Source organism: Ralstonia sp. GX3-BWBA, from assembly GCF_003290055.1.
GTDB classification, from domain to species: Bacteria; Pseudomonadota; Gammaproteobacteria; order Burkholderiales; family Burkholderiaceae; genus Ralstonia; species Ralstonia holmesii.
The window spans coordinates 1-21,298 of record NZ_QMKS01000010.1; the positions used below are offsets into that span (position 1 = coordinate 1).

A 21,298-nucleotide genomic window follows, 5' to 3' on the forward strand; every position below is an offset into this window, starting at 1 on the left:
GGGTGGATACGGGGATGCGCAATGTTACCAAGCACTAAGAATTAATCTCACAAAAGAGAACGAGATAATTTACAAGAGTGTTTCGAAATCAATTCCCCATGGAAATTCTCATGCTCGACTATTGGACGAATACATGACTTCGCAATCGCACGCTGAAAAATTTTGCGAGCTACAACGAGACGCGGGCGCAAAATGGGAAAGGAGTTCCGATGGAACCATGTATCCTGCAATTTATGAGGAATGCCTCTATGGACTCAGGAAGGCACAAAATTCATTCCTTAAAAATCTCTTAGAAATGTCGCAATGGTAAAGAAGAGGCAGAATAAAAAACAGATATAAAAGCAAAATACGTTCTCAGCGGGATTTTTCTTTCTTCTCAATTCGAGATTCAGGAGTTATTTAATGACCCAGTGAAAACCTGCTCACGTCACAACAGGAGAAAAGACGATGAGCACGAAGATGGAAGAAGACATCAAACGCTGGACGGCCAAGCGCAAGAGCGCGCTGGTGCTGGACATCATTCAGGGCAAGACGACGGTAGCGGAGGCCAGCAGGGCCTATGATCTGTCGCCCTCCGAGGTCGAGGGGTGGGTGGAGGACGGCAAGCGGGGCATGGAGAACGCGCTGCGTGCCAACCCGCTGGACGTGAAAGAGCAATACGAGCGGCAGATCAAGGACCTGCAGGAGGCGTACGGCGAAGCCATGCTGGAGCTGCGTGCGAGAAAAAAATTGCAGTCCCTGCTGGGCGAGGACGACAAGTGATCGAGACGATCCGCCAGGGACTGCAGGCTGAAGGCATTACCGTCTCGATCTCGAAGCTGTGCCGGTGGTTTAACGTACCGCGCCGCACGGTGTACTACCGGCCAGTGAAGGCAGAACCGAAGGTACAGGCCCGCTTCGCGGAGCCGATCAAGGCGATGATCGAAGAGTCGCCGTCGTTCGGCTATCGCACGGTCGCACACCTACTGGGATTCAACAAGAACACGGTCCAACGCATCTTCCAGTTGAAGGGGTGGCAGGTTCGCAAGCGGCCAATTGGCTTCCGGCCGCGCGTTCAGGCCATGCCATCGGTGGCCACCGCACCGAACGAGCGCTGGTCAACCGATATGTGCCGCGTCTGGGCAGGACGAGACGGTTGGGCGACGTTGGCGCTGGTGATCGACTGCCACACGCGAGAGCTACTCGGCTGGCATCTGTCGCGCAGCGGGAAGGCCACCACGGCGTCGAGCGCGCTGGAACATGCGTTGATCGCCCGGTTCGGTACGCTGGGAAAGGTTCCGACGCCATTCCTGCTTCGCAGCGACAACGGCTTGGTCTTTACCAGCCGCGATTACACGGCCTTGGTGCGTGGTTATGGCCTGCGCCAGGAGTTCATCACGCCGCACTGCCCGCAGCAGAACGGGATGGTCAAGCGCGTGATCCGCACGCTCAAGGAGCAATGCGTGCACCGACATCGCTTCGAGACCCTGCGGCATGCCAACCGCGCAATCGCCGACTGGATTCAGTTCTACAACCATCGACGGCCCCACCAGGCGCTGAAGATGAAGACCCCGGCCGAGGCGTTCGCTTTAGCCGCTTAACCTGTGCAGGTTTCGCTGGGTCATTACAAGTAAGCCGACGATCCAGATCATCTCTATCAACAACTAGCGAACCGACTTTTGTTCCTAGGGTTGGATGTCCGATGGCGCAAAAAAAGGCGTCGCCACCGCGACGCCCCACATCTCAATCACGCCGCATCCGGCTGCACCCCAGGCGCAGCCCTCTGAAACGCCTCCTGCGCCATGCAGTGCTCAAAGATGCGCGCAAGCGTCGGGTAATCCTCCACCGCCACATCAAACCGCTTGCCGTTGAACACCTGCGGCACGAAGCACACGTCCGCCAGCGTCGGCGTGTCGCCAACACAGTAGGCGCCCGTGAGCGGTGACGCCGACAGCCGCGTCTCCAATGCTGCAAACCCCAGCTTCACCCAGTGGCGGTACCAGTCGTTGCGCGCCTCTTCTTCCACGTTGAAGGTGTTCTTCAGATACTTGAGCACGCGCGGATTGTTCAGCGGATGGATCTCGCACGCGATGGCCAGCGCAATCGCACGGATGTGGGCGCGGTTGCTTGGCGAGCCCGGCAGCAGCGTGGGCTCGGGATGTGTCTCTTCCAGGTATTCGACGATCGCCAAGGACTGGTTCAGCACGTCGTTGCCGTCGCACAGCACGGGCACCAGCGCGTCGGGGTTCAGCTTGACGAAGTCGGGCGCCATCTGCTCGCCCTTGAGCAGGTGCACCGGCGCGTAGTCGTACGGCAAGCCCTTCAACTCCAGGGCGATGCGCACACGGAACGACGCCGAGCTGCGGAAGTAGTTATACAGCTTGATCGACATGGCTTCTGACTCTTCCGCTCAAATGACCTTCACATGCAGCTCGCCCACGCCGTCGATCTTGCCGACCATCAAATCGCCGACGACGACCGGGCCGACGCCTTCGGGCGTGCCGGTGTAGATCAGATCGCCGGGGCGCAGTTCGAACAGGCGCGACAGATACGCAATGGTTTCCGGCACCGACCAGATCAGGTCCGACAGGTCACCGCGCTGGTGTTCGCGGCCATTGACCGACAGCGTGACGGCGCCCTTGTCTGCGTGGGCGACATCCTTGGCCGGGACGATCGGCCCGATGGGTGCCGAGCCGTCGAACGCCTTGCCGGTTTCCCACGGGCGACCGCCCTTCTTGGCGGCGTTCTGCAGGTCGCGGCGCGTCATGTCCAGGCCGACGGCGTAACCGTAGATGTGGTTGGCTGCGGTTTCCACAGAGATGTCGCGGCCGCCCGTGCCGATGGCGACCACGAGTTCGATCTCGTAGTGGCAATCCTTGGTTTCGGTCGGGTAGACGAACTGGCCGGTCTCACCGTCGGGGATGTAGCGCACGGCGTCGGCCGGCTTGCAGAAGAAGAACGGCGGTTCGCGGTCGGGGTCGGAGCCCATCTCGCGGGCATGGGCGGCGTAGTTGCGGCCGACGCAATACACGCGGCGCACCGGAAACTGGCCATGCCCGCCACGGACGGGAATGCCATTGACGGCGGGCGGGGTGACGACGAACTCGGTCATGCGGGTCTCCTGGGACTAAGCTGGATTGGAACAGGTGGGGACACTGCGGCCACCGCCCCCCGGCGACCGACGAGTTTGCGAGAATACACCCGCACCGGCCCGGCGCGGTTCTTGCATGAGTGGCGTGCACCCTGCCCCACTTTGCACCATGCAAACGAAACCGCCCGCCCCATCTGCCCCGCCTGCCGCCCTGCACCCGGCCGCGCCGATGCGCGTGCTGCTCGTGCGCGATCCGCTCGATGCTGAACAGATCAACCTGGAGCTGATCCGCGCCGGCCTTGCGGAGGCCGGTTTTGTTGACGTGGGCCTGGCGGATGCCGACCTGACGCTGCCGGAGCGCATTGCAGAGACACAGCCCGACATGGTGATCGTCGCGTCCGAATCGGCCGCGCGGGACACCATCGAGCACGTCTGCGTGGCCACACAGCACGCGCCGCGCCCGATCGTGCTGTTTACCGACAACGACGACGCCACACGCATCAAGACGGCGTTTGCCGCCGGCATCACGGCCTACATCGTCGACGGCATCAAGCCCACGCGCGTCAAGGCCGTGCTGGACGTGGCCTACGCTCGCTTCGAGCACGAGAGTGCGTTGCGCGCCGAACTGGATACCGCCAAGACGCAGCTGGCCGAACGCAAGGTGCTCGAACGCGCCAAGGGCCTGCTGATGAAGCAGATGAGCCTGTCGGAGGACGACGCCTTCAAGCGCCTGCGCAAAATGGCCATGGACCGCAACATCAAGCTGGTGGAAGCCGCCCAACGCGTCATCGATGTGATGGCCAGTTGAGCGGTCGGGCCACCGCCCAGTTTTGGTGCGTCGCACAACTCCGGCGCTGGAAACGCACCAGTCGCGCGCGGCTTTCCGGACCTCACAGGCTCAGTTCCGAACCCCAACCGTCGAGCTAAAAGCCTCACGCGCCGAGTTCCGAACCCCAACCGTCGAGCTAAAAGCCTCACGCGCCGAGTTCCGAACCCCAACGGCCGAGCAACAAGCCTCACGCGCCGAGTTCCGAACCCCAACGGCCGAGCAACAAGCCTCACGCGCCGAGTTCCGAACCCCAACGGCCGAGCAACAAGCCTCACGCGCCGAGTTCCGAACCCCAACGGCCGAGCAACAAGCCTCACGCGCCGAGTTCCGAACCCCAACGGCCGAGCAACAAGCCTCACGCGCCGAGTTCCGAACCCCAACGGCCGAGCAACAAGCCTCACGCGCCGAGTTCCGAACCCCAACGGCCGAGCAACAAGCCTCACGCGCCGAGTTCCGAACCCCCACCGTCGAGCTAAAAGCCTCACGCGCCGAGTTCCGAACCCCAACCGTCGAGCTAAAAGCCTCACGCGCCGAGTTCCGAACCTCAACCGCCGAGCCAAAAGCCTCACGCGCCGAGTTCCGAACCCCATCCGCCGAGCTAAAAGCCTCACGCGCCGAGTTCCGAACCCCATCCGCCGAGCTAAAAGCCTCACGCGCCGAGTTCCGAACCTCAGCCATCGAGCTAAAAGCCTCGCGCGCCGGGTTCCTAACCTCAACCGCCGAGCTAAAAGCCTCGCGCGCCGAGCTCTGAACTCGGAACGCCGAGCCCCATTGCTCAACGTTGGCATACCCCTTGCGAGTGTCGCTGCGAAGCCGATGCCAACGTGGGTATCGGCATGGGACAACGGCGTCCCGACGCACAGCTCTGCGACCCCTTCTCTGCGATGGTCGATGGCGCGCGTCGGGACGCCTTTTCTTTGGAGCCATGGATGGCCGCGCCAGACAAGACCGACGCCTTCGTCAATCCGATCAACCCCAAGCGCCGCAGCATCATGAAAGCCGCGGCGACGATTGCAGGAGGCAGTGCCGTGGCATTGATCGATCCGCTGGTGCGTGCCGGTGCCTGGGCCGCTGGCTCCGATGCGCCCGAGAAGACGGAGCTGAAGGTCGGCTTCATCCCGCTCACGGACTGCGCCTCGGTGGTCATGGCGTCCACGCTGGGCATCGACAAGAAGTACGGCATCAAGATCACGCCGTCGAAAGAAGCCTCGTGGGCCGGCGTGCGCGACAAGCTCGTGTCGGGCGACCTGGATGCGGCGCACGTGCTCTACGGCTTGATCTACGGCGTGCAGCTCGGCATCGGCGGCCCCAAGAAGGACATGGCCGTGCTGATGACGCTCAACAACAACGGCCAGGCGATCACGCTGTCATCCAAGCTCAAGGAAGCAGGCGTCAAGGACGGCACGTCGTTGAAGGCCGTCATGGCGAAGGACAAGCGCGAATATGTGTTCGCGCAGACCTTCCCGACCGGCACGCACGCGATGTGGCTGTACTACTGGCTGGCCGCGCACGGCATCCACCCGCTGCAGGACGCCAAGGCGATCACCGTGCCGCCGCCGCAGATGGTGGCCAACATGCGCGTGGGCAACATGGATGGCTTCTGCGTGGGCGAGCCGTGGGGCGCCCGCGCGATTGCCGACAACATCGGCTTTACCGCCGAGACCACACAGGCCATCTGGAAAGACCATCCGGAGAAGGTGCTGGGCACCACGGCGGAGTTCGTGCAGAAGTATCCGAACACGGCACGCGCGCTCACGGCTGCGGTATTGGAGGCAAGCAAGTTCATCGATGCGTCGGCATCGAACCGCCGCAAGACGGCCGAGACCATTGCCGCCAAGTCCTACGTCAACACCGACATGGACATCATTCTCGACCGCATGTTGGGCCGCTACTCGAATGGTCTGGGCAAGACCTGGGACGACCCGGACCCGATGCGCTTCTATCACGATGGGGCGGTCAACTTCCCGTACCTGTCAGACGGCATGTGGTTCCTCACGCAGCACAAGCGCTGGGGCCTGCTGAAGGCGCATCCGGATTACCTGGCCGTGGCCAAGCAGGTCAACCGCGTCGACATCTTCAAGCAAGCCGCTGCCGCCACCGGCACACCGCTGCCCAAGAGCGACATGCGCACCGCCAAGCTGATCGACGGCGTGGTGTGGGATGCGAAGAACCCCGCCGCATATGCCGACGGCTTCAAGCTGAAAGCCTGACGCTGCTGCCCTCCTGAATTTCTGATTGCGGTCCCTCACGTCGATGGAGCCCGACATGAACACGCTCGTCAAAACGTTGTCCGGCGTGCAGTCCGACGCCGCCCCTGAACGTCGCCGCTTGGTTGCGCGCGACTGGTTTGTTGCAGCTGTAGTGAAAGGCTTTCCGCCCGCGCTGGGCTTCGCACTGTTCGTGCTGGCTTGGCAGGGCATCGCCTCGGCCATCCCGGCGCTGCCCACACCGGCGGTGACGTGGAAAGCGGCGGTCACACTGTTTGCCGATCCGTTCTACCGCAATGGCCCGAATGACCAAGGTGTGGGCTGGAACGTGCTGGCGTCGCTGGCGCGCGTGGGTGCGGGCTTCGGCATGGCCGCGGTCATCGGCATTCCGGCGGGCTTCATCATCGGGCGCTTTGCGTTTCTGAATGCGATGGCCTCGCCCATCATCAGCCTGCTGCGGCCGGTGTCGCCGCTGGCGTGGCTGCCGATCGGGCTGCTGCTGTTCAAGTCGGCCAACCCGGCGGCCATCTGGGCGATCTTCATCTGCTCGATCTGGCCGATGGTCATCAACACCGCCGTGGGCGTGACGCGCGTGCCGCAGGACTACCTGAACGTGGCGCGTGTGCTGAACCTGTCTGAGTGGAAGGTGTTCACGCGCGTGCTGTTTCCCGCCGTGCTGCCGTACATGCTGACGGGCGTGCGGTTGTCCATCGGCACCGCGTGGCTGGTGATCGTGGCGGCAGAGATGCTCACCGGCGGTGTCGGCATCGGCTTCTGGCTGTGGGACGAGTGGAACAACCTGAAGGTCGAGCACATCGTCATCGCCATCTTCGTGATTGGGGTGGTGGGCTTGCTGCTGGAGCACGCGCTGCTGGCGATTGCACGGCGCTTCTCATACGACGCGGTTTGAGGTAAATGGGGGGATCGCCATGACAGACAAATTCCTGCGCATCGAAAACGTCGGGCAGACGTTCAAGACCAAGAGGGGCCCGTTCGTTGCCCTGCGCGACATCGACCTGACCGTCGCGCGCGGTGAGTGCATCGCATTGATCGGCCACTCGGGCTGCGGCAAATCGACGTTGCTCAATCTCATTGCCGGGCTCACGCGGCCGACCACTGGTGGGTTGATCCTGGCCGAACGGGAGATCGCCGGACCAGGGCCGGATCGGGCGGTGGTGTTTCAGAACCACTCGCTGCTGCCTTGGCTCACGTGCTTTGACAACGTGTATCTCGCCGTCGAGCGTGTGTTTGGCAAGACCGAGACGAAGGCCCAATTGCGTGAGCGCACGCATGCGGCGCTGGCGCTGGTGGGGCTCACGCATGCTGAGCAGAAGCATCCACACGAGATCTCCGGCGGGATGAAGCAGCGGGTGGGGATTGCGCGGGCGCTGTCCATGGAGCCGAAGGTGCTGCTGATGGATGAGCCCTTTGGCGCGCTGGATGCACTCACGCGCGCGCATCTGCAGGATGAGCTGCTGAAGATTGTTGCCGCCACCGGCAGCACGGTGGTTATGGTCACCCATGACGTGGATGAAGCTGTTTTGTTGGCTGACCGGATCGTGATGATGACCAATGGACCAGCTGCCACCATCGGTGAAGTGTTGAAGGTGGAGCTGGCGCGGCCACGGGATCGGATGGCGTTGGCGGATGATCCGGCGTATCACGCTTGTCGGACTGCGGTGCTGGATTTTCTTTATCGGAAGCAGCGGCATCCGGTGGCGGAGGCGGCTTGAGGTCTGTTGTTGGATCTGGGTTTTGGCCTTGGTGGTCTGCCTCCCTTTCGCCCCCCTGCCGGGGCTGAAACAAGGGACGCACCACAGGACGCAAAAAAACCACCCCATGGCGCCAGCGCAGAATCCACAGCGCTATGATCAACCCCAAGCCAATCACCCGCGCCATGAACAATGCCCGCTCCCCCCATCCTCCCCGACAACGCCGCTGAAGACGCCCTCTCCACCGGCCCCTTCCCCGCCGCCCGCTTCATCAAGGAAATCGGCCGCGGCGCAGACGGCGCCCGTGCCTTGGTCAAGCACGACGCCCGCGCGCTTTTCACCGCCATGCTGGAAAGCCGTATCTCCGACGTGCAGCTCGGCGCCATCCTCATGGCCTACCGCATCAAAGGCGAGACCCCGGAAGAACTCGACGGCATGCTGGAAGCCTCGCATGCGCACTGCCGGCCGCTGCCGGCACCGGACACGCCTGAGCGCGCGTTGCCGGTCGTCATCCCCAGCTACAACGGTGCCCGCCGCCAGCCGAACCTCGTGCCGTTGCTGGCCAAGCTGCTGGCGCGCGAAGGGGTGCCGGTGCTGGTGCATGGCATTCGCCGCTTCGACGGCCGCATCACCACGGCCGCACTGTTCGAAGCGCTTGGCTGGCCCGTCTGCGAACACATGGACGACGCCCGCGAGCGCCTGGAGAGCGATCGGCTAGCGTTCGTGCCGATTGACGTGCTATCGCCCGAGTTGGCGTCGCTGCTGGACAAGCGCGAGATCGTCGGCCTACGCAATTCGGCCCACACGGTGGTGAAGATGCTGCAGCCCATTGGCGGACACGCACCGCACGAGGCGCTACGGCTGGTGAGCTACACGCACCCGGAATACCGCGACACGCTCACTGATTACTTCCTGCGCCATCCGGCCAATGTGCTGCTCGCACGCGGCACCGAAGGCGAGACCGTGGCCGATGCACGGCGCGGCAGCGCGGTGGAGTGGCTGCACGACGGATCACACGAAACCGTGATTGAGGCGGTGGAAGGATCGAGCGATACGCCGCCTGAATTGCCTGCGGGGACGGACGTGGCGGCAACGGCGCGGTGGATTGAAGCGGTGCTCGACGGCAAGCAGCCGGTGCCGGAGCCGATCGCCAAGCAGGTCCGCGCGATCGTGCGGTGTGCACGACCGGCGCAGGCTGCCTGATCGATCGCTCGGTCTTACTTGGACGGCAGCGGAATGCGCTCCGTCTCGCCCGGCACGTGGGCGAAGGTGTCGTTCTCCCAGCGCTGCTTGGCGTCTTCAATGTCAGCCTTGTCGCTGGCGACGAAGTTCCAGTAGATGTGGCGGTGGCCGTCGGTCGGGTCACCGCCCAGCAGCATCACGCGTGACGACACCTGTGCGGTGAGCGTCACGTCACCGCCGGGCTCCAGCACAGCGAGGTGCTGCGGGTCGAGCGCCTCGCCGTCGATGCTGACGGCGCCGTCGACAAGATATAGCCCTCGGTCTGCATGCTCGGGCGGAATCACCAGCGACGCACCGGCCGCCAGTTCCAGCGCCACATACAGCGTGCGCGAACTCACCTTCACGGGCGACGTCAGCCCGAACGCATCCCCCGCGATGACCACGCCCTGCACGCCAGGGCATTCGAGCTTGGGCAACGTGTCGGCGGCGTGATGGGCGAAGCTGGCGTCCACCTTTTCCTGATTCTTCGGCAGCGCCACCCAGGTCTGGATGCCATGCACGCGGGCGCCCTTTTCACGCCCCTCGGGCGAAGAACGCTCGGAGTGGACGATGCCGTTGCCGGCCGTCATCCAGTTCACATCGCCGGGCGTAATGGTCTGCACGCTGCCGAGGCTGTCACGGTGGACCATGCTGCCGTCGAACAAATACGTGACGGTGGCCAGGCCGATATGCGGGTGCGGACGCACGTCGATGCCCTCGCCGGGGGCGAAATCCACGGGGCCCATGTGGTCGAAGAAGATGAACGGCCCCACCGTCTGGCGCGCCGCCGAGGGCAGCACGCGCTTAACCGAGAAACCGCCCAGATCGCGCACGTGCGGGCCGATGATGTGCTGAATGGAAGTCATGGCGGAAAGCTCCTCAGGCGCGCTCGGCAAGTTCGGTGTCGATGCTGATCTCCACCTCGGTCATCAGCTTGTGAACGGGGCACTTGCCGGCTACGCGCAGCAGGTCGGCACGTTGCTCGTCGCTTAGATCGCCATGCAGGGTCAGCACGGTGCGCAGCTTGTAGCGGCCCTGGCGCTCCTGGCTGCCGTCGTGCTCGACGGCCACGTCGATCGAATCGAGCGGGTACTTGCGCTGGCGCGCATAGAGCGTGACGGTCAGCGCCTTGCAGCTGGCCAGGGCCGCGTCAAAGTAGGCGTGCGGATCGGGCGCACTGCCCTCGCCCGTCGGCTTGGGCACGTCAGTGTAGGTCACGCCTTCGGGGAAGGTGACCTTGTGACGGAAAAGGCCTTCGGTGTCCTTGCTGACGACGATGGTCATTGACGGCTCCTGTAACGGTGTCTGCGATGTCCGGGCAGTGTAGCTAACTTGCGTGAAGGCACGGGAGGTGGCGCGATGTGCGGAGTGCAGCGCATTTATTGGCGCTTCGATCACTCGACATTGCAGACATGGCAATTCAGCCCACCCATTTGGGTGGAAACGCTCAAGCGGCGCGGTTTTCCGCCGATCTTCCGGTTAGAAGACATCCGCCCTGAAACCGCCCCGCTTACGCGTCACCTGCATGGTTCCTCGCCGGCCGCTTGTCGCCATTGCCGGCGGCATCGGCTTTCTCCTCGTCCTGATTGGGCTGACCGTGATGGTCGGCTGGCTGCAGCATTGGCCATGGGCGGTGAGGCTGGGCACGGACCGCCTGCTGATCGTGTTTGCCACGGGGATCAACCTGACGCTGTTGGGCGCTGGCCTGGGGGCGCTGCTCCTCGGGACGGTACGACCAAACGCGCGCTGGGCAGACCCGGCGGCTCGCGGGCTGGGCGGCGCGGTGGCGGTGCTGTCCACGCTGCGGCTGGCCGAGATGATCACGGGATGGCCGATCGGGTTGGACTTTCCTGGCCTGCACGCCTGGCTCGGCCGCCAATGGGTGACCGGATGGATTGGCGGCATGCACCCCAGCCACGCGCTGGCGGTAGCCGCATCGGCGACGGCTCTCAGCCTCGTGCCCACCCTGCGCAAACCGCACCACGCGCAGTGGTTCTGGGGACTCATCGGCTTGGCGATGCTGCTCTGCGCTGGCGACCTGCTCGGCCGCGCCATGGCACTCGAATATCTGTACCCGGCGTGGCTGCGATGGCACGCCCCGGACGCGGCCGCCGTCTGCTCGCTGCTGGTGATCACGGGCACACTGTGCGCCGCGGTAGCCCGGCATCCTGGCCTGTTGCGCCTGCGCTTGTCGCCGGAAGACACCATCGTGTGGATCAGCGGCGGCTGTGTGGTGCTGGCGGGCCTGGGGGCCACTGTCACGGCGTTCATCATCCAGGTGGATAGCGCCACACTGACATTCGGCACCACACGGGCGCGAGCCCTGTCCAGCTACGCTGAAGAGTTCGACCGACTGCTGGCCATGCGCGCGGAAAGCCCCCGCCTGGTGGCCGCCGCCACGCACATCCAGGAAGTGCTGCGCCATCCGGCCGACAACGCAGCGCGCCTGCGCAGCGAGCGTGCGCTGCAGGCGTATCGCGAGCAAGGCTACTCGTACCTGCAACTGCGTACGCTCGCGGGCGAGGGCATCGTCAGCCTGGGGACGCAAACGCTTGAACCCGAACTGTCGATACCGCTGCACGTCGGCCTCGCGCCCGAGCGTGTCACGCTGCAATGGGTACACGGTTTTGCCATGCGCACCGAAACGCCCGTCATGGCAGACGGCATGCAGATCGGTTGGCTGGTCGCCGAGCAACCACTCGCCCATATGACAGGCCGCTACAACAGCCAACGCGGTACGGGGATGACGGAAACGCTGGCGATGTCGGGCTTTGATGCGCGCGGCCGCGCCATGTCGTTTCCGCAGCGCTTCGATGCCTATGTGTTCGAGCTGCCGCCCCTCACGGTCGACCACCGGCCCCTGCCGTCGCGCCTGGCGTTGGCGGGCGAGGCCGGCTACGGCCAGTGGCAGGACATCCACGGCATGCCGACGTCGTTCAGCTATACGCCCATCGGCCACACGGGTCTGGCACTGATCAGCAAGATCGCCAGCGCCGAGCTGTACGCCCCGATGCGCGTGCAGTTCGAGCGGCTTGCGGCCTTCATGCTGTGCCTGATGATCGGCAGCGTGCTGGCCATCCGTCTGACGGTGCGGCCGTTTGCCAGCCGGCTGGCCGCGTCCGAACGCGCGCTGCGCACCGCCAACGAAAGCCTCGAGCGCCGCCGTGACGCCCTGCGCGCCAGCCGCGAACAACTGCGCCTGGTGGCCGACAACGTGCCCGCGCAGCTCAGCTATGTCGACCCCGACGGCATCGTCCGCTTTGCCAGCCGCACGCTGCTCGAAGCCTTCGGCCGCAATGAAGATGAGACGCTCGACCGCCATGTGCGCGACATCTACACCCCCGAGGACTACCGCGCGCTGCTGCCCTACATGACGGAGGTGCTGGCCGGTTACCCGGTGCAATTCGAGATCCAGTCCGTGCGCACCGGCGTGCCCCGCTACCTGAGCGGGCACTACTTTCCTGACTACGATGATCGCGGCACGCTGCGCGGCTATTTCTCGGTGCTGCAGGATCTGACGGCCCGCACCAGCGCCGAGCTGGCCCTGGCGCGCAGTGAACGCGCACTCAAGCTCGTGCTCGACAACGCGCCGCTGCTGGTGTCGCACATCAACCCCGACAGCGTCTTCACCTTCTGCAACGTCACGCATGCGCGCTGGCTGCAGCGCACGCCCGAGGAGGTCTGCGGCCAAACGCCGGAACGGGTGTTCACGCCGGGCACGTACGCCTTGCTGGCACCGTATCTGGTGCGCGCCCAGCGCGGAGAATCCGTCCAATTCGAGATCACCGCGCCGTGGTACGAAAAGCCGCACACCGCCGGCCCGCGCAGCCGCACCCGGCATTTCCGCGGCCAGCTCGTCCCCGATGCCGGAGAAGCGCGCGACGGCCGCTGCGGTTTCTACGCCTTTGTGCAGGACGTAACCGAAGCCAAGCGCAGCGAGATGGAGCTTTCGCGCATGGCGCGCTTTGATGCCCTCACCGGCCTGCCCAACCGCTACGAACTCTACGAGCGCCTGCGCGCCGCGCTGGAACGCCGTCAGCGCCTGCCCGCGCCGCTGGGCGTGCTGTATCTGGACGTGGATCACTTCAAGCACATCAACGACACCTACGGCCACGCCGCTGGCGATGCCGTGCTGGTGGAGGTCGCGCACCGCCTGCAACGTGCCGTGCGCCGCACCGACACCGTCGCCCGCCTCGCAGGTGACGAGTTCATCATCCTGCTCGACCCGATCGACGCCCCGGATGATGCGCTGCACACCGCGCAGAAGATCGTTGGCGCGATCCGGCCGCCCATCAATCTGTCGAGCGATACCGTCCTGCACGTCACGACGAGCATTGGTGTCGCCTGCCCGGGCTCCGAAGTGCGTGACCCAGACGCCGCCCTGCGCGAAGCCGATCGCGCACTTTATTGGGCTAAGTCACGCGGCCGCAACACGGCGGCATAGTCGAGAACCGATAACCCCCGCCACGGTCTATGACTGGACATGACACGCTTTTTGTTGCGTCGCAAACATCACACTATCGATGGATACACCTTGATTTACGGGAACTATTAACCGGACAAAAATGTCCTATTAGCACTCATCCGGTTGGAGTGCTAAGATGCCTTTCCAAACCTCCACTGGATTTCGACAGGAGTCCTGAGTGAACGCAGTCATCCCCGTGAATACCGTTTCCGCAATCGCCACCCAGCCGTCCGGCAACGCCGGTAATGGATGGGCGCTGGCGTTCCCTGGCAATCTGGGCAACATCGACGCCTATATCCAAAGCGTCAACCGTGTGCCGATGCTGTCGGCCGAAGAAGAACAACGTCTGGCCCGCGAATATCGCGACAACGACAATCTCGATGCCGCCCGCCGTCTGGTGCTCTCGCACCTGCGTCTGGTGGTGTCGATCGCCCGCGGCTATCTCGGCTACGGCCTGCCGCATGCCGACTTGATCCAGGAAGGCAATATCGGCCTGATGAAGGCCGTCAAGCGCTTCGACCCGGATCAGGGCGTGCGTCTTGTCTCGTACGCGATGCACTGGATCAAAGCCGAGATGCACGAGTACATCCTGAAGAACTGGCGCATGGTCAAGGTGGCCACCACCAAGGCCCAGCGCAAGCTGTTCTTCAACCTGCGCAGCCACAAGCAGGACGCGCAGGCGACCTTCACGTCGGATGAGATCGACGCCGTGGCGGCCGAGTTGAACGTCAAGGGCGCAGAAGTGCGCGAGATGGAAACGCGCCTCTCGGGCGGCGACATCGCGCTCGAAGGCCAGATGGACGACGGCGAAGAATCCTTCGCTCCGATCGCCTATCTGGCGGACACGCACAATGAGCCGACCCGCGTGATCGAAGCGCGTGGCAACGACCGTATGCAAAGCGAAGGCATCGAAGCCGCCCTCGCCAAGCTGGACGACCGCAGCCGCCGCATCATCGAAGCCCGCTGGCTGAACGTGAACGACGACGGATCGGGCGGCTCGACGCTGCACGAGCTGGCTGACGAGTTTGGTGTGTCAGCCGAGCGCATTCGACAGATCGAATCGGCCGCGATGAAGAAGATGAAGGGTGCACTGCAGGCCTTCGCCTAAGCTGCCCGCCTCCGCCATAAAAAAGCCCGCCAAACTGGCGGGCTTTTTCTTTGTGCGACGATCGAAGATCAGTCGGCGAGCAATTGCTTGATGTCGTGGGCGATCGGCTCGGGGCCCTGACCGTGCTTGATGAACAGGCGCAGGTTGCCCTTTGGATCAAACATGTAGCTGCCGGCGGTGTGGTCCATGGTGTAGTTGTCGGGCGAACTGCCCGGCACCTTGCTGTAGAACACTTTGAAGTCGGACGCGACCTTCTTCAGTTCAGCTTCGTTTGCCGGACGCAGGCCGATGAAGCGCGGATCGAACGCGGGCACGTATTTGGCCAGCAGGTCTTGCGTATCGCGCTCCGGGTCGACGGTGACGAACAGCACCTGGACGCGGTCGGCGTCCTTGCCGAGGGTGTCCATCACTGCGCGCAGTTCGGCCAGCGTGGTCGGGCAGACATCGGGGCAATGCGTGTAACCGAAGAACATGACGACGACCTTGCCGCGGAAATCCTCGAGCGTGCGGCGCTTGCCGGTGTGGTCCGTCAGCGAGAAATCGGTGCCGAAGCTCTTGGACCCGGTGATGTCGAGGTTCTTGAAAGCGGGCTTGTCGCTGCACGCCGTCAGCGCCATCACGGTGACGGCCAGCATGGCGAAGAGCGCGGCGCGGAAGTGTCGGAAAGAAAGCATGGTCATCGTGTTGGAAACAGACCGCCTAGCGTAACGCCAACGGCACATGCTTGCTGGCGGCCCTGTGCGTCACAGCGCCGCGCTTTGCATGAGCGCGGGGCCGAACTTGAAGTAGTGGTCCACCAGCAGTGCGGCAAACAGGATCGACAGGTAGATGATCGAGTAGCGGAAGGTCTTCTGCGCCAGTGCGTCCGAATACTTGCGGTACATGCGCCACGCATACGAGAGAAAGCCGAAACCGAGCACCAGCGCCGTCGCCAGGTAGATATAGCCGCTCATGCCGTAGACGAACGGCAGGATGGTCGCGGCGATCATGATGAGCGTGTACAGCAGGATATGCAGCAGCGTGTACTTCTCGCCGTGCGTGATCGGCAGCATCGGCAGGCCGGACTTGGCGTAGTCGGCACGGCGGTACAGCGCGAGCGCCCAGAAGTGTGGTGGCGTCCAGGTAAAGATGATCAGCACCAGAATCCAAGCCTCGGCCGGCACGCTGTTGGCGACGGCCGCCCAGCCCAGCGCCGGCGGCATCGCCCCAGACAGCCCGCCGATCACGATGTTCTGTGGCGTGGCCGGCTTGAGCAGCAAGGTATAGATGATCGCGTAGCCGATGAAGGTGGCGAACGTCAGCCACATCGTCAGGTCGTTGGCGAACACGTGCAGCGTCCACATGCCCGCACCGCCCAGCACCACCGAGAACACCAGGATCTGTCGCGTGCCCAACTCACCGCTGGCTGAGGGGCGCCAGGCCGTGCGGCGCATCATCGCGTCGATCTTGCGCTCGACCAGGCAGTTGATGGCGAAGGCAGCGCCGGCAAACAGCCAGATGCCGACCGCGCCGCCAATCAGCACCGGCCACGGCACCATGCCCGGGGTGGCCAGGAACATGCCGATCACGGCGCAGAACACGGCAAGCTGCGTGACGCGCGGCTTGGTCAGCGCCGCATACTGCGATGCGGTCGTTCGCCAGCCAGGAAGTTGAGTGGAAGTTGTTGGGGTTGCCACGGTATTCATAAAAAACGGTCAGACAGCTTTCAGACGACGGCAGCCGCCACAGACATCGGCGCCCGCGCTTGTGCGAGCCCAATCAGGTAATGCAGACGCACCATCAGCAGTAGCAGCACGGCCGCGCCGCCGTTATGCGCCACGGCAGCCAGGAGCGGCCAGCCCAGCACGATGTTCGAAAGGCCGGTCGCTAATTGGACGGCCAGCACGACGAGCAGCACTGTCGCGACACGGCCGATGCCGCCAATGCGACGAGCGCGCAAGCCCAGCCACGCCAGATAGCTCAGCACGACGACTGCAAACACGCGGTGCGTCCAATGGATGGCGACCAGCGCATCGTGCGAGATGAAATCGCCGCCCGCGGTCTTGCCGAGCTGGCGCCAGAACGTGAAGCCATGCACAAAGTCCATCGGCGGGACCCACTGGCCGTTGCACAGCGGAAAATCTGTACAGGCCAGCACAGCGTAGTTCGTACTGACCCAGCCGCCCAGCGCAATCTGCACAATGAGCAGGACGAGCCCGATGGCCGCGGCCACACGCAATGACGCGCCACGCTCATCCACCACCCGCGGCACATCGTTCTTGCAGCCGAGCCAGATCAGCGCGGCCAGCAGCGACATGCCCAACAGCAAGTGCGTCACCACGATGGCTGGCTGTAGCTTGAGCGTGACCGTCCAGGCGCCAAAGGCGCCCTGCACACACACCAGTGCGAGCACGGCCGTTGCATACCACGGGAATTGCTTCAGTTCCTTGCGCTTGACCCACGCGAGCACCACCAGCGTGATGATCAGAACGCCCAAAGCAAGCGCGAAGTAGCGATGCGTCATCTCGATCCACGCCTTCATCCACGTGACCGGGCCACTCGGCATGGCGGCCTGTGCGGCATGGATATCGTCACGTGCGTGGAACGGGTTGGACGTGCCGTAGCAGCCCGGCCAATCCGGGCAACCGAGACCCGAATCGGTCAGACGCGTGAAGCTGCCGAACATGATCAGGTCCAGCGTCAGGAAAGCAGTGATCCACACCAGCTTGCGGTACTTGTTGCGATCGCCTTTGACCAGCACGTAGCACAGCGGGATCAGTGCGATCAGGATGCCGATGGAAGCAAGTTGCAGCAGCATGGCTTATCCGATGCGCGAGTACTTCAAGAGCCGCGCCATGTCCCCGCGCACCTTCTTCGGGTCCGGATCTTTCGGGAACTGCATCATCAGGTTGCCAAGCGGATCGACCAGGAAGAGATGATCCGTGGGCGGCGTCTTGCCGTCGCCCAGCCAGTTCTTCGGCAGTTCGGGCGCGCGCAGGAAGCGCACGGCGCCGTAATCGTCGTTGTAGGCTTTGATCAGGCGCGGGTCGATTTCGCCGCGGTCGGTCACAAGCCAGACGGGGACAATGCGGTCTCGGTCGGGGCCCTGACCAATGCGCAGTTGGCGCATGGTGAAAAGCTTGCGCGCGCAGTTGTCGTCGCAGGCGCTGGCATCCACTGACACCATCAGCCATTTGCCCTTCAGGCTGGCGAGGGGCACTTCAGCACCGTGCTCGTCCTGCACCATCAGGCCGGTCGGAATGGGGCGCTGCGGATCGACCAGCGCGCCGTATGCCGCCTTGCCGCCGGCCGGGGTGAAGACGTAATACGCAAGGTACGACGCGATCACCGGCGAGGCGCACACCAGCAGGAGGAACAGCATCATCAAGCGGCCGCGGCGCGTACGCGCGTCAATGCGCGGATCTTCGGACGCCCCGAGTGTGCCGGGCGCGCCGGGTGCGGATTCCTGATTCACCATGTGATTCCCAATACATTCAGCTGCGGCACTAAGCCGCAACGCGAGTTCGTGTTCAAGCGGGCCCGGACGTGCCCGCCAGGCGGCGATAACGCCGCACGCTGTAGAAGACCATTAACCCCAGCACCGCCGCTGCCATCGCAAACCACTGGAATGCGTAGCCGTAATTGCGGTCGGCGCCCAAGTCTGCACGCGGCCAATCGCGCACCAGGCCGTCCTGCGCGTCGGATTGCTGCTGCACCACAAACGGTTGGAGCGGCACGCCGATTTCGCGCGAGAACGCGTCGAGGTCGATATTCTGCCTAAGTCGCTGGCCAACTTCATCCGCGCCATCCTTGCGGCCCAGACTGAAGACCCGGCTGGCATGTGGCACCGCCATCCCTTCGACCTGCACTTCGCCCGCTGGCGTGGTGTATGGCGCGATGCGCGTGCGGTCGGTCGGATCGCGCGGCAACCAGCCCCGGTTGACCAACACCGCCCGCCCGCCCGCCCCTTCCAGCTTCAGCGGGATGAGCACCTCGAAACCGGGGCGCGATACGTCGTTGGTGACGTGTGGGCGATTCTCCAGCAGCACCGTGTGCGCCACGTCGAACGTTCCACGCAGCAGCACCGGCCGGTACATCACTGAATCTGCCGTCACGGGCTGAGCAGTGATGCGCTGGGCGGGCGCATTTTCCAGCGCCACGATGCGGGCCTGCCGCTCGATGCGCTCGTGCGCACGCGAAAGCTGCCAACGCCCAAGCGAGCACGTGAGCGCGATCAGCGCCACACCCGCCAGCATCGGGACAGGCGCAAACCAACGTCGCATCGGCACGCGCACGGTCATTGCGTGGCCTCGGTGAGATAATGCTCGGCAGCCATTTCCAACCCTTCATCGCCCAACCCGCAGCCCTCCATGCGCATCGTCGTTGCCATTGCGTTTCTGCTGATCCTCGGCAGCCTTGCCTCCGCGCTGTTCTTCCTGATGCGGGACAAAGGCCACAGCAACCGCACCGTTCGCTCGTTGATGTTCCGCGTCGGTTTCTCGATCGCGCTGTTCATTTTCATCCTGGTCGCGAACCGGCTGGGGTGGATTCACAGTACTGGCATCCGCTTCGGCCAATAGCCACCGGCAAATCTCTCACGCCAGAAAAACGAAAACGCCGCAGCGGTGTCCCGTCTGCGGCATTGTCTTCGCCGGTCGTCGGCAGAGCTACGGGGCGACGCAGCGCCACCCCAGTCCCATACTGCCTTACAGCCAGTACACCACCACGTACAGACCCAGCCACACCACGTCCACAAAGTGCCAGTACCACGCAGCGCCTTCGAACGCGAAGTGATGCTCCGGCGTGAAGTGGCCCTTGATCACGCGGCCCAGTACCACCGACAGCATGATCGCGCCCATCGTCACGTGGAAGCCGTGGAAGCCCGTCAGCAAGAAGAACGTTGAACCATAGATACCCGAGGTCAGCTTCAGGTTCAGTTCGTGATAGGCATGGATGTACTCGAACGCCTGGAAGCCCATGAACGTGAAGCCCAGGAGGATCGTCAGCAGCAGGCCCTGGATGACCTGCGCGCGCTTGCCTTCACGCAGCGCATGGTGTGCCCACGTGAGCGTCACGCCGGAGGTCAACAGCAGCGCCGTGTTGATGGTCGGAATCGGCCACGGACCCATCGTCGTGAATGGCGTCACCGTGCCGGCCGGGCCGGCGTTCGGCCACAGCGCGTTGAAGTCGGGCCACAGCAGCTTGTTGTTCAGATCGCCGAGCCACGGCATGGCAATCGTGCGGGCATAGAACAGCGCGCCGAAGAACGCCGCGAAGAACATCACTTCCGAGAAGATGAACCAGCTCATCGACCAGCGGAACGAGGCATCCACGCGGTCGCCGTACTTGCCGGTCTCGGATTCGGAGATGGCGTCGGCAAACCACGCACGCAGCACAAAGAGGAACCACAGCAGGCCGATCAGGAATGTCCACGGTGCCCACGGCTGAGCATTCACCCATGCAGCGGAGCTCAGCAGCACGATCAGCAAGCCAAGGCTTGCCGTAATCGGATGCCGCGAGGGCCCGGGCACGAAGTAGTACGGAGCGTTTGCTCGATTCGCACTCATCTCTTTTTCTCCAGCTCTATTTTTTTAGGAATCCACTCGATGTTGCCCAGCCCATGCTTCGCGGGCCGTCTCCTCAACCTTCTCAATCCTCAACCGACAACTGCCCGCACGATCAACAGCAGCACAACGATAAACATGACCGCGGCCAGAATGCCCGCGATGATCACGTGCACGGGATTCAACTGCGCCATGTCACGGTCATGATCGCGACCCTTGCGCACACCGAAGAAGGACCAGAACACCGCCTTCATCGTCTGTGCGAATGATGCGCGTCGCTTGGTCGCTTCCTTCAGTTCGTCCATGTCCTCACGTTCCCTTGTTCGGCATCGCCGGCGCAATGGCCGACGGCGCGTGGATTTCAAAGAAAGTGTAGGACAAGGTGATCGTCTTCACGTCCTTGGGAAGATCCGGATCAATCACAAACACCACCGGCATTTCGCGTGATTCGTTGGCCGTCAGCGTCTGCTGCTTGAAACAAAAACACTCGATCTTCTTGAAGAACTCGGTTGCCTGCTTGGGCGCGTAACTGGGGATGGCCTGAGCCTCGACCGTACGCCCCTCCTTGTTCACCACCTCGTAGACGATCTGGTTGATCTCGCCGGGGTGCACATCCATGCTGTTCTTGACGGGGCGGAAGCGGAACGGCCCTTGGCTGTTCGAATCGAATTCCACCGTGATCGTGCGCGTCTTGTCGACCTGCGAGTTGCGCAGCGCGCCGCCATCTTCATCCCGTGTGTTCAACACGTTGATGTTCGTGAGCTCGCAGATCTTCTTGTACAGCGGCACCATCGCGTAGCCGAAGCCGAACATGATCACAACCACAACGGCCAGCTTGCCGAGCATGGACCGGTTCAGGCCGCGCTCGAATGCTTTGTCGTTTTGGGTCGGGTCCGGCTGTGCCGGTGTCTGGCTCATAGGGGTCTCGCGAAATCTCGGTTCGGCGATCAGCGCGTCGCCTGTCGGGCTAGCCGAACACCACGCGCTTGAAAATCACACCCAAAAAGAAAACCAACGCGATCGTGCCGAGGATGAACCCCAGGCGACGATTGGCAGCGCGTTGCTCGGGCGTTGGGCTTTTTTCTGGATTCGACATCGTTGTCCGAAGGATCGCGGAGCCGGCGCCAGTATCGGCAGCCTGCC

General features: G+C 63.5%; 25 protein-coding genes. 12 read left to right on the forward strand and 13 right to left on the reverse strand.

Annotated elements, in window-relative coordinates; genetic code table 11:
- The 3 genes from DOD19_RS27715 to DOD19_RS13435 form a co-directional block, all read left to right on the forward strand.
- The coding region (locus DOD19_RS27715) for a hypothetical protein (protein WP_204360062.1) at nt 1-310 on the forward strand (310 nt) is incomplete at its 5' end.
- Nucleotides 311-447: 137 nt separating this feature from the next.
- Nucleotides 448-762, forward strand: coding sequence for a DUF1153 domain-containing protein (locus DOD19_RS13430; protein ID WP_112186059.1), 315 nt, complete (start codon nt 448-450; stop codon nt 760-762).
- Nucleotides 759-1,580 carry an IS3 family transposase gene (locus DOD19_RS13435; protein ID WP_112186061.1) on the forward strand — a complete coding sequence of 274 codons (822 nt, stop codon included), beginning with the start codon at nt 759-761 and terminating at the stop codon, nt 1,578-1,580. Before DOD19_RS13430 ends, DOD19_RS13435 begins: the two co-directional genes overlap by 4 nt.
- Nucleotides 1,581-1,726: 146 nt before the next feature.
- Here DOD19_RS13435 and maiA read toward each other — a convergent pair whose 3' ends face one another.
- The gene (gene maiA / locus DOD19_RS13440; RefSeq protein ID WP_112186063.1) at nt 1,727-2,371 is read right to left on the reverse strand and encodes a maleylacetoacetate isomerase; all 645 of its coding nucleotides are present in this window, start codon (nt 2,369-2,371) and stop codon (nt 1,727-1,729) included.
- Nucleotides 2,372-2,389: 18 nt separating this feature from the next.
- The gene (locus DOD19_RS13445) at nt 2,390-3,091 is read right to left on the reverse strand and encodes a fumarylacetoacetate hydrolase family protein (RefSeq protein WP_024976732.1); all 702 of its coding nucleotides are present in this window, start codon (nt 3,089-3,091) and stop codon (nt 2,390-2,392) included.
- A 148-nt stretch (nt 3,092-3,239) separates the two neighbouring features.
- On the opposite strand from DOD19_RS13445, the gene DOD19_RS13450 reads away from it, so the two are divergent.
- The 6 genes from DOD19_RS13450 to ybiB all read left to right on the forward strand — a co-directional run bounded on the left by DOD19_RS13450 (nt 3,240) and on the right by ybiB (nt 9,021).
- Nucleotides 3,240-3,878, forward strand: a complete 639-nt coding sequence (locus DOD19_RS13450; protein WP_024976733.1) for an ANTAR domain-containing protein — start codon at nt 3,240-3,242, stop codon at nt 3,876-3,878.
- A gap of 25 nt (nt 3,879-3,903) precedes the next feature.
- Nucleotides 3,904-4,650 carry a hypothetical protein gene (locus tag DOD19_RS27520; RefSeq protein WP_162634370.1) on the forward strand — a complete coding sequence of 249 codons (747 nt, stop codon included), beginning with the start codon at nt 3,904-3,906 and terminating at the stop codon, nt 4,648-4,650.
- Between the two features lie 178 nt (nt 4,651-4,828).
- Nucleotides 4,829-6,109: a CmpA/NrtA family ABC transporter substrate-binding protein gene (locus DOD19_RS13455; protein WP_112186065.1), complete on the forward strand. Its 1,281-nt coding sequence runs from the start codon at nt 4,829-4,831 to the stop codon at nt 6,107-6,109.
- Nucleotides 6,110-6,164: 55 nt separating this feature from the next.
- Complete coding sequence (gene ntrB, locus DOD19_RS13460; protein WP_024976735.1) at nt 6,165-7,016, forward strand: nitrate ABC transporter permease; 852 nt, start codon at nt 6,165-6,167, stop codon at nt 7,014-7,016.
- 19 nt (nt 7,017-7,035) lie between these two features.
- Nucleotides 7,036-7,839: an ABC transporter ATP-binding protein gene (locus DOD19_RS13465; RefSeq protein WP_024976736.1), complete on the forward strand. Its 804-nt coding sequence runs from the start codon at nt 7,036-7,038 to the stop codon at nt 7,837-7,839.
- Nucleotides 7,840-8,010: 171 nt separating this feature from the next.
- Nucleotides 8,011-9,021 (forward strand): DNA-binding protein YbiB, encoded by a 1,011-nt coding sequence (ybiB, locus tag DOD19_RS13470; RefSeq protein WP_112186066.1) that lies wholly within the window; start codon nt 8,011-8,013, stop codon nt 9,019-9,021.
- Nucleotides 9,022-9,035: 14 nt separating this feature from the next.
- Here the strand turns inward: ybiB and DOD19_RS13475 are convergent, their stop codons facing one another.
- Both DOD19_RS13475 and DOD19_RS13480 read right to left on the reverse strand, forming a co-directional pair.
- A complete protein-coding gene (locus DOD19_RS13475; protein ID WP_112186068.1) occupies nt 9,036-9,905 on the reverse strand; it encodes a pirin family protein in 870 nt (289 codons plus the stop codon).
- A gap of 13 nt (nt 9,906-9,918) precedes the next feature.
- Nucleotides 9,919-10,323: an OsmC family protein gene (locus DOD19_RS13480; protein ID WP_024976739.1), complete on the reverse strand. Its 405-nt coding sequence runs from the start codon at nt 10,321-10,323 to the stop codon at nt 9,919-9,921.
- Between the two features lie 241 nt (nt 10,324-10,564).
- Here DOD19_RS13480 and DOD19_RS13485 point away from each other — a divergent pair, with 241 nt between their 5' ends.
- Both DOD19_RS13485 and rpoH read left to right on the forward strand, forming a co-directional pair.
- Complete coding sequence (locus DOD19_RS13485; RefSeq protein WP_112186071.1) at nt 10,565-13,483, forward strand: diguanylate cyclase; 2,919 nt, start codon at nt 10,565-10,567, stop codon at nt 13,481-13,483.
- Nucleotides 13,484-13,682: 199 nt separating this feature from the next.
- Nucleotides 13,683-14,612: an RNA polymerase sigma factor RpoH gene (gene rpoH, locus DOD19_RS13490; RefSeq protein ID WP_024976741.1), complete on the forward strand. Its 930-nt coding sequence runs from the start codon at nt 13,683-13,685 to the stop codon at nt 14,610-14,612.
- A 68-nt stretch (nt 14,613-14,680) separates the two neighbouring features.
- Here rpoH and DOD19_RS13495 read toward each other — a convergent pair whose 3' ends face one another.
- The 5 genes from DOD19_RS13495 to DOD19_RS13515 form a co-directional block, all read right to left on the reverse strand.
- On the reverse strand, nt 14,681-15,286 hold the full coding sequence (locus DOD19_RS13495) for an SCO family protein (protein WP_024976742.1): 606 nt from the start codon (nt 15,284-15,286) through the stop codon (nt 14,681-14,683).
- Nucleotides 15,287-15,355: 69 nt separating this feature from the next.
- On the reverse strand, nt 15,356-16,297 hold the full coding sequence (gene cyoE, locus DOD19_RS13500) for a heme o synthase (protein ID WP_024976743.1): 942 nt from the start codon (nt 16,295-16,297) through the stop codon (nt 15,356-15,358).
- Between the two features lie 20 nt (nt 16,298-16,317).
- Nucleotides 16,318-17,409 (reverse strand): COX15/CtaA family protein, encoded by a 1,092-nt coding sequence (locus DOD19_RS13505; RefSeq protein WP_112186072.1) that lies wholly within the window; start codon nt 17,407-17,409, stop codon nt 16,318-16,320.
- A gap of 3 nt (nt 17,410-17,412) precedes the next feature.
- Complete coding sequence (locus DOD19_RS13510) at nt 17,413-18,069, reverse strand: cytochrome c oxidase subunit I (protein WP_024976745.1); 657 nt, start codon at nt 18,067-18,069, stop codon at nt 17,413-17,415.
- A 52-nt stretch (nt 18,070-18,121) separates the two neighbouring features.
- Nucleotides 18,122-18,892, reverse strand: a complete 771-nt coding sequence (locus DOD19_RS13515; protein WP_112186074.1) for an SURF1 family protein — start codon at nt 18,890-18,892, stop codon at nt 18,122-18,124.
- 69 nt (nt 18,893-18,961) lie between these two features.
- On the opposite strand from DOD19_RS13515, the gene DOD19_RS13520 reads away from it, so the two are divergent.
- The gene (locus tag DOD19_RS13520; RefSeq protein WP_024976747.1) at nt 18,962-19,171 is read left to right on the forward strand and encodes a twin transmembrane helix small protein; all 210 of its coding nucleotides are present in this window, start codon (nt 18,962-18,964) and stop codon (nt 19,169-19,171) included.
- 126 nt (nt 19,172-19,297) lie between these two features.
- Here the strand turns inward: DOD19_RS13520 and DOD19_RS13525 are convergent, their stop codons facing one another.
- The 4 genes from DOD19_RS13525 to DOD19_RS27940 form a co-directional block, all read right to left on the reverse strand.
- Nucleotides 19,298-20,158 carry a cytochrome c oxidase subunit 3 gene (locus DOD19_RS13525; protein WP_024976748.1) on the reverse strand — a complete coding sequence of 287 codons (861 nt, stop codon included), beginning with the start codon at nt 20,156-20,158 and terminating at the stop codon, nt 19,298-19,300.
- Nucleotides 20,159-20,247: 89 nt separating this feature from the next.
- On the reverse strand, nt 20,248-20,460 hold the full coding sequence (locus DOD19_RS13530; RefSeq protein WP_024976749.1) for a DUF2970 domain-containing protein: 213 nt from the start codon (nt 20,458-20,460) through the stop codon (nt 20,248-20,250).
- 4 nt (nt 20,461-20,464) lie between these two features.
- On the reverse strand, nt 20,465-21,073 hold the full coding sequence (locus DOD19_RS13535) for a cytochrome c oxidase assembly protein (protein ID WP_112186076.1): 609 nt from the start codon (nt 21,071-21,073) through the stop codon (nt 20,465-20,467).
- A 49-nt stretch (nt 21,074-21,122) separates the two neighbouring features.
- Nucleotides 21,123-21,251, reverse strand: a complete 129-nt coding sequence (locus tag DOD19_RS27940; RefSeq protein WP_239498010.1) for a cytochrome oxidase small assembly protein — start codon at nt 21,249-21,251, stop codon at nt 21,123-21,125.
- Nucleotides 21,252-21,298 lie beyond the last annotated feature (47 nt).

Coding starts and splice junctions, on each gene's coding strand:
- DOD19_RS13430 (WP_112186059.1), top strand. CDS start 448: ATGAGCACGAAGATGGAAGAAGACATCAAACGCTGGACGGCCAAGCGC.
- maiA (WP_112186063.1), bottom strand. CDS start 2,371: ATGTCGATCAAGCTGTATAACTACTTCCGCAGCTCGGCGTCGTTCCGT.
- DOD19_RS13445 (WP_024976732.1), bottom strand. CDS start 3,091: ATGACCGAGTTCGTCGTCACCCCGCCCGCCGTCAATGGCATTCCCGTC.
- DOD19_RS13450 (WP_024976733.1), top strand. CDS start 3,240: ATGCAAACGAAACCGCCCGCCCCATCTGCCCCGCCTGCCGCCCTGCAC.
- DOD19_RS13455 (WP_112186065.1), top strand. CDS start 4,829: ATGGCCGCGCCAGACAAGACCGACGCCTTCGTCAATCCGATCAACCCC.
- ntrB (WP_024976735.1), top strand. CDS start 6,165: ATGAACACGCTCGTCAAAACGTTGTCCGGCGTGCAGTCCGACGCCGCC.
- DOD19_RS13465 (WP_024976736.1), top strand. CDS start 7,036: ATGACAGACAAATTCCTGCGCATCGAAAACGTCGGGCAGACGTTCAAG.
- ybiB (WP_112186066.1), top strand. CDS start 8,011: ATGCCCGCTCCCCCCATCCTCCCCGACAACGCCGCTGAAGACGCCCTC.
- DOD19_RS13475 (WP_112186068.1), bottom strand. CDS start 9,905: ATGACTTCCATTCAGCACATCATCGGCCCGCACGTGCGCGATCTGGGC.
- DOD19_RS13480 (WP_024976739.1), bottom strand. CDS start 10,323: ATGACCATCGTCGTCAGCAAGGACACCGAAGGCCTTTTCCGTCACAAG.
- DOD19_RS13485 (WP_112186071.1), top strand. CDS start 10,565: ATGGTTCCTCGCCGGCCGCTTGTCGCCATTGCCGGCGGCATCGGCTTT.
- DOD19_RS13495 (WP_024976742.1), bottom strand. CDS start 15,286: ATGCTTTCTTTCCGACACTTCCGCGCCGCGCTCTTCGCCATGCTGGCC.
- cyoE (WP_024976743.1), bottom strand. CDS start 16,297: ATGAATACCGTGGCAACCCCAACAACTTCCACTCAACTTCCTGGCTGG.
- DOD19_RS13505 (WP_112186072.1), bottom strand. CDS start 17,409: ATGCTGCTGCAACTTGCTTCCATCGGCATCCTGATCGCACTGATCCCG.
- DOD19_RS13510 (WP_024976745.1), bottom strand. CDS start 18,069: ATGGTGAATCAGGAATCCGCACCCGGCGCGCCCGGCACACTCGGGGCG.
- DOD19_RS13515 (WP_112186074.1), bottom strand. CDS start 18,892: ATGACCGTGCGCGTGCCGATGCGACGTTGGTTTGCGCCTGTCCCGATG.
- DOD19_RS13520 (WP_024976747.1), top strand. CDS start 18,962: ATGCGCATCGTCGTTGCCATTGCGTTTCTGCTGATCCTCGGCAGCCTT.
- DOD19_RS13525 (WP_024976748.1), bottom strand. CDS start 20,158: ATGAGTGCGAATCGAGCAAACGCTCCGTACTACTTCGTGCCCGGGCCC.
- DOD19_RS13530 (WP_024976749.1), bottom strand. CDS start 20,460: ATGGACGAACTGAAGGAAGCGACCAAGCGACGCGCATCATTCGCACAG.
- DOD19_RS13535 (WP_112186076.1), bottom strand. CDS start 21,073: ATGAGCCAGACACCGGCACAGCCGGACCCGACCCAAAACGACAAAGCA.
- DOD19_RS27940 (WP_239498010.1), bottom strand. CDS start 21,251: ATGTCGAATCCAGAAAAAAGCCCAACGCCCGAGCAACGCGCTGCCAAT.